13 protein-coding genes are annotated in these 14,037 nt (G+C 64.2%); 3 read left to right on the forward strand and 10 right to left on the reverse strand.

Features of this window, described 5'->3' with window-relative positions:
* Positions 1 to 6: 6 nt before the first annotated feature.
* The gene (locus tag JY500_RS09940) at positions 7 to 612 is read right to left on the reverse strand and encodes an arylesterase (protein WP_206256236.1); all 606 of its coding nucleotides are present in this window, start codon (positions 610 to 612) and stop codon (positions 7 to 9) included.
* On the opposite strand from JY500_RS09940, the gene JY500_RS09945 reads away from it, so the two are divergent.
* Entirely contained in the window at positions 611 to 1,312 is a 702-nt protein-coding gene (locus JY500_RS09945; RefSeq protein ID WP_425493198.1) for an ABC transporter ATP-binding protein, read from the forward strand. The two genes, JY500_RS09940 and JY500_RS09945, sit on opposite strands and share 2 nt — an antisense overlap.
* Positions 1,313 to 1,322: 10 nt before the next feature.
* Here JY500_RS09945 and JY500_RS09950 read toward each other — a convergent pair whose 3' ends face one another.
* Both JY500_RS09950 and JY500_RS09955 read right to left on the reverse strand, forming a co-directional pair.
* Positions 1,323 to 2,249, reverse strand: a complete 927-nt coding sequence (locus JY500_RS09950; RefSeq protein ID WP_425493199.1) for a cupin domain-containing protein — start codon at positions 2,247 to 2,249, stop codon at positions 1,323 to 1,325.
* Positions 2,135 to 2,758 (reverse strand): Crp/Fnr family transcriptional regulator, encoded by a 624-nt coding sequence (locus tag JY500_RS09955; RefSeq protein ID WP_206256239.1) that lies wholly within the window; start codon positions 2,756 to 2,758, stop codon positions 2,135 to 2,137. The genes JY500_RS09950 and JY500_RS09955 overlap by 115 nt, the downstream gene beginning before the upstream one ends.
* A 367-nt stretch (positions 2,759 to 3,125) precedes the next feature.
* Between JY500_RS09955 and JY500_RS09960 the strand changes: the two genes are divergently transcribed.
* Positions 3,126 to 4,448: a sigma-54 interaction domain-containing protein gene (locus tag JY500_RS09960; RefSeq protein WP_206256240.1), complete on the forward strand. Its 1,323-nt coding sequence runs from the start codon at positions 3,126 to 3,128 to the stop codon at positions 4,446 to 4,448.
* A gap of 78 nt (positions 4,449 to 4,526) precedes the next feature.
* Here the strand turns inward: JY500_RS09960 and JY500_RS09965 are convergent, their stop codons facing one another.
* The 5 genes from JY500_RS09965 to JY500_RS09985 all read right to left on the reverse strand — a co-directional run bounded on the left by JY500_RS09965 (position 4,527) and on the right by JY500_RS09985 (position 10,842).
* A complete protein-coding gene (locus JY500_RS09965; RefSeq protein WP_206256241.1) occupies positions 4,527 to 6,398 on the reverse strand; it encodes a DUF3857 domain-containing transglutaminase family protein in 1,872 nt (623 codons plus the stop codon).
* A gap of 165 nt (positions 6,399 to 6,563) precedes the next feature.
* Positions 6,564 to 8,171 (reverse strand): phosphonate ABC transporter, permease protein PhnE, encoded by a 1,608-nt coding sequence (gene phnE, locus JY500_RS09970; RefSeq protein ID WP_218044786.1) that lies wholly within the window; start codon positions 8,169 to 8,171, stop codon positions 6,564 to 6,566.
* On the reverse strand, positions 8,162 to 8,977 hold the full coding sequence (locus JY500_RS09975; protein WP_206256242.1) for a phosphonate ABC transporter ATP-binding protein: 816 nt from the start codon (positions 8,975 to 8,977) through the stop codon (positions 8,162 to 8,164). The genes phnE and JY500_RS09975 overlap by 10 nt, the downstream gene beginning before the upstream one ends.
* A gap of 69 nt (positions 8,978 to 9,046) precedes the next feature.
* Positions 9,047 to 9,916: a putative selenate ABC transporter substrate-binding protein gene (locus tag JY500_RS09980; RefSeq protein WP_206256243.1), complete on the reverse strand. Its 870-nt coding sequence runs from the start codon at positions 9,914 to 9,916 to the stop codon at positions 9,047 to 9,049.
* Positions 9,917 to 10,080: 164 nt separating this feature from the next.
* Positions 10,081 to 10,842: a DUF4136 domain-containing protein gene (locus tag JY500_RS09985; protein ID WP_206256244.1), complete on the reverse strand. Its 762-nt coding sequence runs from the start codon at positions 10,840 to 10,842 to the stop codon at positions 10,081 to 10,083.
* Between JY500_RS09985 and JY500_RS09990 the strand changes: the two genes are divergently transcribed.
* Positions 10,841 to 11,599, forward strand: a complete 759-nt coding sequence (locus tag JY500_RS09990; RefSeq protein ID WP_206256245.1) for a pseudouridine synthase — start codon at positions 10,841 to 10,843, stop codon at positions 11,597 to 11,599. The two genes, JY500_RS09985 and JY500_RS09990, sit on opposite strands and share 2 nt — an antisense overlap.
* Here the strand turns inward: JY500_RS09990 and JY500_RS09995 are convergent.
* Together JY500_RS09995 and JY500_RS10000 are read right to left on the reverse strand one after the other, a co-directional pair.
* Positions 11,577 to 12,827, reverse strand: coding sequence for a hypothetical protein (locus tag JY500_RS09995; protein ID WP_206256246.1), 1,251 nt, complete (start codon positions 12,825 to 12,827; stop codon positions 11,577 to 11,579). The genes JY500_RS09990 and JY500_RS09995 overlap by 23 nt on opposite strands.
* Positions 12,828 to 12,923: 96 nt before the next feature.
* Positions 12,924 to 13,751 carry a crotonase/enoyl-CoA hydratase family protein gene (locus tag JY500_RS10000; RefSeq protein ID WP_206256247.1) on the reverse strand — a complete coding sequence of 276 codons (828 nt, stop codon included), beginning with the start codon at positions 13,749 to 13,751 and terminating at the stop codon, positions 12,924 to 12,926.
* Between the last annotated feature and the right edge of the window lie 286 nt (positions 13,752 to 14,037).

The raw sequence follows: 14,037 nt of genomic DNA on the forward strand, positions 1-14,037 counted from the left end.
GATCGCTCAGCGCTTGAGCAACGGTTTGAGCGCTGGCCAGATATTGTCGAGCACCCGCGGTTGCGCTGCGGCCGTGGGGTGCAGGCCGTCTGCCTGAAAGTATGTGTTTGTCTGCGCAAAACCTTCCATGAGGAAGGGCACGAGCGGCGTCCCTTCGGCTTTTGCGACGTCGGCAAACGTGTTCCGGAACTTTTCCGTGTAGTCGGGGCCGTAGTTCGGCGGCAGGCGCATGCCCACAACGACGACCTTGGCGCCGGACTTTTTCGCCAGGCGAACCATCTCGCTGAGGTTCTCTTGCATGGGTTTGAGCGGAAGGCCGCGCAGGCCGTCGTTGGCGCCAAGTTCGAGAATCACGATTGCTGGTTTGTGCTGTGCAAGAGCGGCTGGCAGGCGTGTGCGACCGCCGGCTGTGGTTTCGCCGCTGACACTGGCATTCACGACGGTGTAGCGGTAACCGGATGTGTCGAGGCGCTTCTGGAGCAGACTTGCCCAGGCTTCGTCCTGAGTGCGCAGACCGAAGCCGGCGGACAGGCTGTCGCCAAACACGAGAATCGTGGCCGCATGGCACACTCCGGAGCACAGACAGACAAGCGCAACAATGGAACGCAACATGAACCCGAATACCTCGCTGGTGTTGGAAGCGGTGGATCTGCTCAAGCGCGTCGACGGCGTCGACGGCGAGCTGACGATTTTGCAGCAGATCAGCTTTTCGGTGGGTGCAGGCGAGACGGTGGCGGTGGTGGGCGAGTCGGGTTCGGGCAAGAGCACCTTGCTGGGTCTGCTTGCCGGCCTCGATGTTCCATCGTCGGGGACCGTCAAGTTGCGTGGAACAGATTTGTTCCTGTTGAACGAAGACGATCGTGCTCGCATGCGTGGCGAGGCGCTCGGCTTCGTATTCCAATCCTTCCAGTTGCTGCCCGCGCTGACGGCGCTGGAAAACGTCATGATGCCGCTCGAGCTTGCCGGACGGCGTGACCCCACCCCGGTGGCGAACCGTTGGCTCGATCGGGTCGGGTTGTCGCACCGGGTTGGCCACTATCCGAAGCATCTTTCGGGGGGCGAGCAGCAGCGCGTTGCGCTCGCGCGCGCCTTCGCCGTGCAGCCCGCGGTGCTGCTGGCGGACGAGCCCACTGGAAACCTTGATGCGGCTACCGGCCTGCAAATTGCCGATCTCATGTTCGACATGAACCGCGAGGCCGGCACGACGCTGGTGCTCGTAACACATGACGAACGCCTTGCAGCGCGTTGCTCCCGCGTGATTCGTCTTGCTGCCGGGCAGCTTTTGAGCGACACGCTCGCCGCTGCGGCGTGATGCTCGGGCGTTAGGGGCTCAGACTCTCGCGGGCGAGATGCCCCGTCTTCACGAAGATCAGGCAACCCTCATCGCTGAACGGCGTGTGCTCGGACTGGTGCGGACTGCGTAGCCAACTACCGGCGGGGTAGCTGCCGTGCTCGTCCTGAAATGTACCTTCGAGCACCAGAATTTCCTCGCCTCCCCAGTGGCAATGCCGCTTGAACTGCGTGCCGGGCGCCCAGCGCACCAGCGCCACATGTTCCGTGCCGAAGCTGTGCAGTGGAAGCACACTCAAACCGGGAACGAGGCCCGGATGCCAACCCGCCTGCTCGGTGTCGATCACCACGCGCTGCGAATCCTCGGGGTCGAACTGGCAGAGTTTCACAAACAGCGTGCAGCCCAGGTCGCTGTAAGGCCCGTGGCGTGATCCGACGGGGTTCCGGATGTAAGTGCCGGCGGTGTAGTTGCCGCGTTCGTCCGAGAACACGCCTTCAAGTACCAGAATTTCTTCGCCGCCCGGATGGTCATGGGGCGGGAAGGCTGAGCCGGCTGCGTAGCGGACGACGGAGGTCGCGCGCCCTTGTTCTTTGCCGTTCCGATCCAGCATGCGTCGCTCAATGCCCACGGAGGGTGACGCAACCCAGCCGGTATCGTCAGGCAGCACAACAGCACGTTGGCGCAAGTCAGCGTGAAGGTTCAATTTGAATTGCCTTGAATGTGCAAACTGCGGGCGCCGACCAAGCGGCAAGGGTCGGCTGGTTCTGCGGTGCCGACAGGAAGCAGACAGGTGGATTGGCTCGCGGTTCCTGAATGAGACCGAAGCCCGCGGCCATCTTGCGACTACTGTTCGGTCGGACACTCCAGTTCGGACAAGTCGACCATCGATACCAGGGCGCTGCGCTGCCCCTTGCGTGTCAGCACGCCTTGGCGGCGGAGCTCGCTGATCGATCGGCACACCGTTTCGGAAGCCAGGCCGGTGATGTCTGCCATGTCGCAAAGCTTTGGCAGGGCAAGCTTCGTCGGTAGCAGGCCAGCGTTACTGCCACCTGCGAGCAGCAACATCAGGCGACGTACCCGTTCGAGCGGTTGACCGGTGCGAATTGCGATTAGATCGGCGGCACGCTGCTCGGCGGAGATGAGTGTCCGGAGCACTGCGCGTTTACCGGCGTCCGCGAGCGGCATGCGCCACGGCTCGATTGCGCATTCAGTCAGGGCGGTCGCCTGGAAGGCGTAGTTTGCGTCGAGCAGCGTTTCTATCCCCAACAGGTCACCGGCGAGTGCGAGACTCGCGAACTGGTTTTCGCCTTGCTCGCTGCGATCGAGGCGAACGATGCCTGAGACCAGCTGCCACGGCTGTCCCCTGTCGCCTTCGAAATAGATGCACTGTCCGCGCGTGATGCGGCGAATCCTGCATGGGCGATTGAGTGCGGCCGTTGGCTTGGCCTGCAAGGTCTGGAGGGACATGCCTCGTACTCCACTGCTGCGCGGGGTGCTTGCCCGGAGGTGCGAACCCGTTGCGGATTGCTGCGAATCCGGATCTGTCTTGGGCCGAGCATGTCGGCGAAATCGGCACTGATCGGAAGCGTGCTTCGCCGATGCGGCGCACCACGCGTCACGCCATCCAGTGCCGGGCGTATCGCTGTCTAAGCAAAATGCGGGCGAGTTCAGGGTGTGTTTAGAATTGTTTGTTGCGCCAATGGCTTAGCGTTTCATGCCGGCGTTTGCCAAAGTACGGGCGCTGCCGAAGGCGGGGTATTGGCAGCGTGTGGCAGTTCCTGGCAGTGAATGGCAGTAAGTGTCATCATGCTGGCTGCCACCTGATGGATTTGTCATGACCCCACCCGAGCAGCCCATTGCGGAACTGATGTCCTTGCTGGATGCGGCCCCTGATCCGCATGTGGTACTCGATTCGCATTGCCGGATTCTCGCGGCGAACGCCGCGTACCGCGCACAGCTTGCGGATGGGCGAAACGTGGTCGGCCTGCGTTGCTTTGAGGCCTTCCACCAGTTCAAGGTGCCTTGCGACCAAGCCGGCGAGGTGTGTCCGCTGGCGCGCAGCCGCCAATCCGGCCAGCGCGAGCGTGTGCTCCATCTGCATCACACGCCGCGCGGGGAAGAGCATGTTGATATCGAGCTGACGCCAATTCGGGACGCCAGCGGCCAGATCCGCTACTTCGTCGAGCGGATCGCAGCCTTGCCGGTGCCGCGCGCGCCCGGGAGCCAGCACGGTTTGATCGGCAGCGCGCCGGCCTTCATGCAGATGCTCGAGCTCGTCGCACGCGTCGCCGGTTCCGACGCCACGGTACTGCTTGAAGGTGAGTCCGGCGCCGGCAAGGAATTGGTGGCACAAGCGATTCACGATGGCAGCCGGCGGGCCACTGGGCCCTTTGTGCCGGTCGACTGCTCAGGTATTCCGGAGAGTCTGTTCGAGAGCGAGCTGTTTGGGCACGAGCGGGGCGCTTTTACCGGCGCCAACACTGCGCGCGCCGGGCTTGTGGAAGCCGCGAACGGTGGCACGCTGTTTCTTGACGAGGTTGGCGAAATCCCGCTGACGATGCAGGTGAAGCTGCTTCGTCTGCTGGAGACGGGCACCTATCGCCGTGTCGGCGCAACCGAGGGGCGGCGTGCAGATCTTCGCGTCGTTTCGGCAACCAATCGATCGCTGCGAGAGATGGTCGGCGCGCAGCAATTCCGCGCTGATCTCTACTATCGGCTCAATACGTTCCCGATTCGCGTGCCAGCGTTGCGCGAACGCCGTTCCGACATTGCCGCCCTGGTGCCGGCTTTGCTCAAGCGGGTAGCGCCGCAGCGCAATCTGGCGCTATCGGCTCACGCCATGCAGAAGCTTGAGCGCTATGACTATCCGGGCAACGTTCGCGAATTGCGGAATTTGCTCGAACGGGCGAGTCTGATGTGCGATGGCGACACCATTACGCCGGAACACTTGCCCGACATGCTTGAGTCGGGCGCCTTGCCGACTACGGCGCTTCGCGTCGAGCCCGTGAGTGACGACAGGCTGGTAGCAATGCTGGCCGCTTACTCGGGGTCGCGCAAGGCGCTCGCCCGGTCGCTGGGGCTCAGCGAGCGAACGCTCTATCGGCGAATCAGCGAGTTGCGGGCGGCCGGCAAATTGGCGTCGGACGGCTTGACCTGAGTCGGCGCGGGCGTCGTCCGGTCGCCGTTCGTTCTGTCTGCTTGCGTCAGCGTCGCGCAATCGGCCGCCGGAGGGTGATCAATCGGCGATCGCGCGCTGGTACGCCAGGCCCGTGTTCAACGCACTGACGATCTTCTTCGCGGTGGGCGCAAGCGCCGTGAATTCGGCCGCGCTGCAGTCGCTATGCGGCGGATTCCATACGAACGTGCGTTTCGCGGTCACGATGTCGTTGGTCTGTTTATAGCTTGCATCGAACTGCATACCGTTGGCCGAGATATGTCGGTCGCGCGGCAGGCGCAGGACGGAGACGCCGGTATCGAATCGGACTGTGATGGTCTCATCCACCTTGACCGGGCGACACACACCGGGGCGCGTGCGAGTGGTCGCGTAGAAGCGTCCGAGCAGCACGGGTACCGCAACGGACCCTGAGAATGCAGCATCGAGTGACATCACGCCGATCTCCTCTCCGCTGAGGAAATTCTCGATGTGTTGGGTGTTGCGGTAGCTGACCCTGGACTGTTGGTCGTCGGAAATCTCGACGAGGTCGGCCGTTCCGCTCAGACGGTAACGCCGCAACTGCTCTTCGGCCCATTCCTTTTGTTTGCCTTGGCCAAGGCCACGGTACCAATTCCGAACCATCACGCTTGAAATGCCGTGTGCGCTGACCTCGGTGCTTCGCTCGCCCGAGCCGTCGCTATGGACGGTCACATGGGTTGTCCGGATTTCGGTGTTGTTCTCGGGCGTGTCCATCGGAGTGCGCGCCGGGTTGTCCGCGCGGTAGGCAAGGATGACCGGCTTGTCGATTTCATTCGCTGGGAGCAGTCCGAACGGCACGGTTTCCGCGGTGGCGTCCACGTAGAGGCCCAGCGCGGGGATGTGGGTGATGACATGGTCGAAGCGGAGCAGCGGGATGCCCGGAAGGCGGTATTCGTCCGGGCCCGCGAAGATCAGCGCGGGGCTGCTCTCAATGCCGGCAGCGCGCAGCAAGGCTTCAAGGATGACGACGTGATCCTTGCAGTCGCCATACCGGTTCTCGAGTATCCAGTCGGTCGAATGGGGCCGCCATGCGCCGTTACCGATATAGGTGGCAACGTAACGGATGTTCTTGCGCACCCAGTCATAAATTTGCTGCGCCTTGGCGCGAGGTTCTGTCGCACCTTGTGTGATTTTGCTGGCGAGCGCATGCACTGCGGGCGACATTACGACGCTAGGGCGGTGCTCGGCTGCGTACGCAACACCGATCTCATCCCACGATTTCAGGTTGCCGACGAACACATGCGGATTCTCAAGGGTGGCGTCGGCCTCGGCTTGCTCGGGCGTTCGGATTTCCTTGTTCGTGTAGGTCCAGCGCAGGTGGCGGCCTGTGGCATCGCTCTCGTCACGCACCAGCAGCACACGGTGTGCTTCGACCTGCAAGGCAAGCCCGGGTGGTGCGTCGACGGTCACGGTGGCGGCGCCAATTGGTACGGAGTCCGAAACGGACTCTACCAGCGAAAGTACCCCTTTCAGCACGGGTTCCTTTTGCGTGTGGCGCCATTTCAGATGAACGCGGTCGCCCGGTGCGAGGTCGGGAAAAGTGATCGACGTGACTTGATGGTCACGGAAAGTCTTCTCGCCGAGAATCCCGTCCTGCGTCTCGATGGCGTCAGGCTTTACCGGAATTCTGCGACCGTCGCTCTTGATCGTTTCCGCGATGAGCACATCGAATGCCTGTTGTTTCGTGCTGTGCGAGAACATCCGCTTGCCCAGCATTCGGGCGCCATCCGGCGTGAGGGCATGGGTCGTTTCTTCGGCCTCGGCGATGTAGTCACCACTTGAGCCGAGCGTGTAATGGACATCGTAGCGGTCGACGGCGAAGTGGCCTTGCGGCGGTGCGGATTCGTTGGCGCGTACGGACAGCGTTGTGCAGCAGGTCAGCAGCACCAGGGCAATGCGGATCAATTGAGGCATGGTTGTGGGGGGTACGCGGCAGCAGGGGGGCGTGCGAAAGGAATTAGGGTAGGTGACACAAAACACCGGACGCCTGATCTTGCGCCGGTCGGGGCGCTGGAGCGAAGCGAATGCTTCACGCCCAGGCGCCTCAACCTCCTGATTGCCGTGATTAGCGTCGGCGGTTCAACCCATTCTGCGCCGCAGGATTGCGCTGGCTTGGTCGACCACGAGCGCGAGCGCGAGCATGGCGACGATGACACTGCAGGCATTGTCGAGGCGGAACAGCGAGAGCTCGTAATAGAGCAGTTGACCCAGCCCGCCGGCCCCAACAAAGCCCATCACCGCCGCCATGCGGATATTGATCTCCCAGCGGTAGAGCGTGTAGGCAAGCCATTGAGGCGCTACTTCCGGCAGCGCGCCATAGAGGAACGCGAGCGCGCGCGGGGCGCCGCTGGCCCTTAGTGCAGCCTCGGCTGCCGGCGGCGCGTTCTCCAGTGCTTCGGCATAGAGCCTACCGAGTACGCCGCCGGTATGCAATGCAAGGGCGAGCGCACCCGCGAAGGGGCCGAGTCCAGCCGCGAGCACCGTGATCGTTGCCCAAACCAGCTCAGGTACTGCCCGCAGCAGGTTCAGGACGAAGCGGGTCAGTGCTTTGGCTACGGCACCGATGCGACCTGCAGCCGGCAGGGCGAGCGCGATGCCGATGAGCGCGGCGAGCACGGTGCCGACCAGGGACGTGGCCAGTGTTTCGACGGCACCGCTGCCGATCTTTGCCAGCAGTGTGGTGTCGTGGGCCGGCGGCAGGAACTCGCGAAGAAAGCGCGCAATGTCGCTGCCCGCGCGATCGCCGAACAGCGCACCGAGATCGAGCCCGATATGGCGCCACGATGCCAGGCAGGCCAAGGCCGCGATCAGGCCAAGCGCCCAGCCGTTCAGCGCCCGGCGACGGCCATCCGTGCGGGTGTTGGCCATCCAGCGGCGCAGCACGTCAGACAAGGCATCGGCGAACAGCACCAGCAGAAGGAAGGCAGTCAGGATGCTGGCGATCTCGCCGCCGTTGAAGGCCTTCATCGACTGGTCCATCAACTGGCCAAGGCCGCCCGCGCCGACCAGCCCCATCACCACGGCTGCGCGCAGCGCGCACTCCCAACGATAGACCGTGTAGGACAGCAACTCGGCTGCGGCAACGGGTAGCAAGCCGTACATCAACGCGTCGAGACGGCTGCCGCCGGCGGCAAGGATCGCCTTGGCGGGCCGGCGGTCGGCGGAGTCGAGGATCTCGCCGAACACCTTGGCGAGCATGCCGCCGTAAGTCAGCGCGAGTGCAAGCACGGCGGCACTGGGCCCAAGGCCGAACACGCGTACGAAAAGCAAAGCCCATACAAGCTCAGGAACGCCACGCAGCAACAGGGTCAGCGCACGCAGCGCTTGTCGCAACGCAGGGCGCCACAGGCCGCTTGGTGACGGGCCGATCGCGGTGACGGAAAGCGCGGCGGTGCTGCCAATCGCGAGCGGTATCGCTATCAGCAATGCGAGCAGCGTGCCGACCGTGGCGATTGCGAGCGTCTGGAGCACAGCGTCGCCGAGCAGACCGAGGAAGAAGCTGTCGTGCGCCAGCGGCCAGAAGCCGGCGATAAAGCTGCTGACGACGCGCAGGTTGGCGGGCTCAACCAGGGCCGCGGGATTGACGCCGGCGACATGACCGATCGGCCATGCCAGCATGAGCGCCAGCATGCTGAGCAGCAGCCGGTGCGTGAGCGCAGGATCGCGCACGTCGCTGTTCAGCAACATGGCAGGCCGGTTGCGCTGACGCGCGGCGTCACGACGTGGGCGGCACCTGGCTCGCCCGGCGTAACTCGTTCCGATGCGTAGAGCGACTTGAGGTCGTCTTCGCTTACCGCGCTGGCGGGCTTGTCGAATGCGATGCGGCCATCGCGCACGCCGACAATGCGCGGAAAGCGCGCGAGCGCGAGTTCCACGGCGTGAAGGCTGGCGATCAGCGTGGCGCCGCGGGTGCGTGCGTCGTCGCAAAGCACGGCGAGCGTGTGATCGGCGAGGGAAGGGTCAAGTGCTGAAACCGGTTCGTCCGCCAGAATCAAGGCGGGCGCCTGGTACAGCACGCGTGCGATGCCGACCCGCTGAAGCTGTCCGCCAGAGAGTTGGTCGCAGCGCTCGAATAGCTTGTCTTGCAGGTCGACGCGTTCAAGCGCCGCGCGCGCTCCGGCAATGTCTTGCGGAGCGAGCAATGACAGCAAGGATTTCCACGCGGGCCACTGGCCCAGGCGCCCGGACAGCGTTGCGGTGACGACACGTTGCCGCGGTGGCAGCGGCGGTGCCTGATGCACGGTGCCGATTCGGCTGCGCAAGCTGCGCAGGGCCGCGCGGCTGATCTGCCATGGCTGTACGCGGCCGACCTCGATGCTTCCGCTGCTGGGGCGCAGGGCGGTGCCGAGGCAGCGCAGCAGGCTTGTCTTGCCGGCGCCAGACGGGCCGATGATTGCGACCTGTTCGCCTGCGGCAATATCGAGGTCTACGCCGGCCAGGCCAGGCTGATCCGCGCCGTAATCGATGCGCAGAGCCGAAATACGAAGGTCCATGAGGGGCTACCGGACTCTGGGAAAAACGAAGCCCGGCCGCGCTGAACGCGGCCGGGACGGGGCAGGGCGTTAGCGCAGCAGACCGGCGGCCTGGGCGGCCTGTTCGATGCTGTGGTAGTTCTCTGGTTTTGTCGGCACGAAGCGGGTGGCGCGTTGCAGCGCCATGATTTCCTTGTGCTCCGGGTTGGTCGGATCGAGCTTGAGGAAGGCGTCACGCAGTTTCTTCATGACTGCCGGATCAAGGTCACCGCGCACTGTCCAGTTGTAGTCAAAGTAGGCTGGCGTGGTGGTGAACACGCGCACCTTGCTGGTATCAACCTTGCCGCTCTCGACCAGCTTGTCCCACACCGAAGCGTTCAGCACGCCTGCGTCTGCGCGGCCCGAGGCCACGAAGGCCACGGTGGCGTCATGCGCGCCGGAGAACGCGACGGTCTTGAAATCCTTCTCCGGCGTGAGGCCGGCCTGCAGCAGGAAGTAGCGCGGCATCAGGTGGCCGGACGTCGACGAGGCCGAGCCGAACGCAAAGGTCTTGCCCTTGAGGTCAGCGAAGGACTTGATCGCCGGGTCCGCAGTGATGAAGCGGCTGGTGAACTTCTCGTCTTCCGCGCGTTGCACCAGCGGAATTGCAGTGCCGCCGGTGCGCAGCTTGGCTTGCACGAAGGTAAAGCCGCCCAGCCACGCCATGTCGATGCGTTTGGCTGCCAGCGCTTCCACCACGCCGGCGTAGTCGGTAACCGGCACGAAACTCACCGGAATGCCGATTTCTTTCTCGAGATACTTGCCGAGCGGCGCGAACTTGCGCTGCAGTTCGGTGGGCGCTTCGTCCGGGATGGCCGAAACCTTGAGTTCCTTCATCTGAGCGAAGGCGGGGAGGGCGAGCGCCGTAAAGGCGAACGCCGCCAGACCACGCAGGGCGTGGCGACGGAAATGGGTCAGCATGTTGGCTCCAGAAAAACCACCTCGGCACGGGGCCATGCGCCGGGGTTTACGCGTTGGGATCTTGCTTCGGTGCGGTACTCAGACCGCGCGGGCGGATTATACCGGGCGCCACAAGCGAACAAGGCGCCACGGTGGCGCCTTGTTTGTGGGCGGAGAGTGCGGGCTTACTTGTTGGGCGTGCCGCCTACGATAAGCCGCTGCTCCTTGAGGGCACCGATTACGATCTTCGCCAGTTCGGCAGTTGATTTCTTGATGCTGGCCGGATCGGTCGTCTCGCTTAGCCCGGACCACATGACTTTGCCTTCCGGTGCGGGCCACAGGTTGGTCTCAATCGTCACCACATCGTACTGGTAGAGGCGTGGTTCGCTGATCATTGCGCCCGCGCCGTAGTAGCCCCAGAAGCTGCGGTAGCCATAACCGTAGGCGGGCATCATTGTCATCGTGCCGGGCGAATACTGGGTACGTTTCTCCACCCTCAAGGCGCGCGCCACCAGAATGCCGTCGGCACCGCTTTTGGCGACGGCTTCGCGCATCTCTTCAACATTGCGCTGCGGTTTGTCGGGCAGCAGGCGATAGCCCGGGATCGCTTCGACACCGGCATCGGACAGAGCCTTGGCGAAGTCGTCCTCGAACACACGGCGGGCCGCGATTTCGTCCGAAACGCCGATCACGACCAGTTTCTTTAGCGGCGGGCCGGCGTAGTCACTGTCGCGCCAGGCACTCGTCAGCCGGGTCGATGCACAGCCGGCCAACATGAGCGTCGCTACAAGGCCAATCGCCGCTCGGCGGGCCAGCGTCGGTAAGTCTGCGTTCATGGCATGGGCCTCCGCGGATTGTGATGTGTCGAGTATCCCGCCTGCGCCGGGCACCGACAAGGCTTGTTGCTGCCGTAACATCCGAACTCTGTATCCGAGTGTTACCCGCATGCTCAAGCTGCTTCACCTGGACGATGACCTCGTCGCAATCGACAAACCGCCCGGTCTCCTCGTGCACCGTTCGATGCTGGATCGCCACGAGACCCGCTTCGCGGTGCAACTCCTGCGCGACCAGATCGGCCGCCGCGTGATTCCGGTGCACAGGCTCGACAAGGGCACCTCCGGCGTGCTGGTGTTTGCGTTCGAGCGCGAGACTGCCGCGGCGCTGGCTGCGCAGTTCGAAACGCGGGCGGTGGAGAAACGCTACCTCGCGGTGGTGCGCGGCTGGCCGGCGGAGTCGGGGGTGATTGAACATCCGCTCAAGATCTTACGTGACGAGTACGAGCTGCCGATCGACGGCCTGGCGCCACCTCAGGAGGCCCGCACAGCATTCCGGCGCCTCGCCACGATCGAGCTACCGGTCCCCGACGATCGGCACCCCACCAGCCGCTATGCGTGGCTGGAGCTCGCCCCAGAGACCGGGCGGCGCCACCAGATCCGGCGCCATCTCAAGCATATCTCGCATCCAGTGATCGGCGACGCCACCTACGGCAAGGGGCGGCACAACCGCATGTTCGCCGATCAGCTCGGCTGCGCGCGGCTGCTGCTGCACTGCGCCGCGATGACGCTGCAACACCCGCGCAGCGGGCAGCCGCTCGCCCTGCGCGCGAAGGTGAGCGGTGACTACCAGCGTCTGCTCGAACGCTTCGGATGGGATCGCGAACAGGCTCAGGTCGCCGGCACGCTTAGCGGCCCAGAATCCCCTTGAGCAGATCGAGCGCGCCGGGGCTTTGCTGCTGAGGCTTCTGGCCCGACTCTTCGCCGCGCATCGCGTCACCCATGCCAGGCATGCCCAGCATCGTATTCGTCACTGATTTGACCCGGATCCGCGCGGACCACTCCGGTTCCCATGCGATCTTCGGATCGCTCGGGCGCGGTGGGTAGGCGACCGAGGCCTCGTTGCCGTAGGCGATCATCCGCAGCATCGCGCCCTTGTCGCCGAACACTTCCTTCGGTATCGCGCATTTCTGCGTGCTGGGGGGGAGCAGCACCTTCTCGCCGAGCCAGCGGTCGACCGCAGGGTTGGTCTGGTAGTCCATCAGGCCAAAGCCCGTTTCCGGTACCTCGCTGGACGACCAGAACACCATTTCCTGCTCGCCGCGGGCGCCCATCGCTGAGAGGAAGTAGGCGCGCGCCGTTGGCAATGCGGTCCACTCAAGCTGGGTGGCGTTACCGCTGTCGCGCTGTTTCAGGTCAATGGCCGGCATGAAGTCCTGCTGCGCGCCGATCGGGAAGCGGAAGCTTTCCGGTACGCCGTCGCCGCTGAAAGCGTGTTCGCCAACCAGCGACGCGCCCTCAGGTACTTTTCGCGTGTCACGTGCGTTTGGCCATACCGGCTTGCCGGCACCCTGGTGGGCGCCGCGCTGCGTGGCACGCCGTGCCTGGAAGAATTTGGCAAAGTCGGTCGGCGACGCCTTGCTCATGTCGAGCACCTTGGGTTGCCCGCTGCGCACCGTTTCGCCGCAGCCCCAGTAGAAGTAGATCTTGCCCTTCGGGCGCTCCATCGGCTCCGGTTCGCTCACTTCGTCGTCCGATTCCGGCACCGCCTTGGGCTTGTCCGGTGGCGTTGCCACGAGGGCCAGCGTTGGCGCGAGCTTGCTTCCGGTCGGTACCGACTGCAGGCCTTCGGTGAGTGACGGGTTCTTGCGCGTGGACAAGGTCACATCCAGCCATCGGCCGCTGCTGCCAGCCTGGGTCATGCCAAAGCGGTTGCCGCCATCCTTCTTGCCACCAAAGAGGCCCGAGAGCCCTTCCATTACGCCGGCGCCCGGCATGCCGCCCATCATTCCGGAAAAGGTGGCGACATCGATCCAGGCTTGTGCGACCGGCGGTTTGACGACCTGGGTGGTCTTGCTTGCCTTGCCTTGCGCACTGGCATTTCCGGCAAGCGCGAGCAGTGCGCTGCCGACTGCGACAGCAATGAGTGATCGACGCATGATGGCTCCCCTTGAATGAACACGACTCCCCGTTTCATTCTGGTCCGCCCCGCGCGAATTGCCAGTTACGCGGGGCGCCGTGCGTCGATTTTTGGGCTAGTCCCGGTAGCTGGGGGCGCGCTTCTGCATCATCGCCGCAACGCTTTCTTGCAGGTCTTCGGAGAGCAGTGCCGACGCGTTCCAGGTGGCGACGTAGCGCAGGCCATCCTCGACCGAATGGTCGCGTCCGTAGTTGAGCATTTCCTTCACGCCGCGGATCGCCAGCGGCGACTTTGCTGCGACGGTAGCGGCCACTTCGCCCACGCCTTCGAGCAACTGATCAGGCGTGTCGAACACGCGGTTCACGAGGCCGAATTCCTTGGCTTCTTCGGCGAGCACGTTGCGGCCGGTGTAGGCCAGCTCGCGCGCGATGCCGTCCGGGATGATGCGCGGCAGACGTTGCAGCGTGCCGACATCAGCCGCCATGCCGATGTCGATCTCGCGGACCGAGAAGATCGCGTTGGCGCTGGCGTAACGCATGTCGCAGGCGCTGATGATGTCCACGGCGCCGCCGATGCAGGGCCCGTGAATCGCTGCTATTACCGGCTTGCGGCAGCGTTCGATGCTGCTGACGCAATCCTGCAGATCGAGAATCAGCGCCCGCAGCAGTTCCTGGCTGCGCGCCAGATCGGCGTGGCGGATACGTTCGCGCAGGCCGGCGAGCATCGCCAAGTCAATGCCGGTGGAAAACGCGCGGCCATTCCCGCTGAGGATCACGACGCGCGCCGCAGAGGTGCTGTCGGCCCAGGTGAACGCCTCGCGCAATTCGCGCCACATCTCGTCATTGAGGGCATTGAGCTTGTCCGGGCGATTCAGCGTGATGCGCGCAATGCCGGAATCCAGCGACAGCGTCACGGTTTGCAGCGTTGGGATGATTTCGTTCATGGCGTTGGCCTCCTCGAGTGGGTGGATGCAGATGCGGGCAAACGAGGGGGGAGGGCAGCCGGATGTGGCGGCCGGGTTTGCGCTGAGATGGCGCACGCTAGCACGCGGCGGGCGGGCGCGGAATGGCTCGCAGCGCCGATTTTCGAGCCGTCCGGTTCGATCGCTGCTTACCGTGCAAAGCGTTTGACCGCTGCCGATCTTTTGCCGATATTGTTTGCGGCACATCGGAGCGCCACGCGTTTGAAACCGGCGTGCTCCGACGGCTTTTGATGTCCCGATCCATCCG

The sequence above is a fragment of the Niveibacterium microcysteis genome (genome assembly GCF_017161445.1).
Classification (GTDB): domain Bacteria; phylum Pseudomonadota; class Gammaproteobacteria; order Burkholderiales; family Rhodocyclaceae; genus Niveibacterium; species Niveibacterium microcysteis.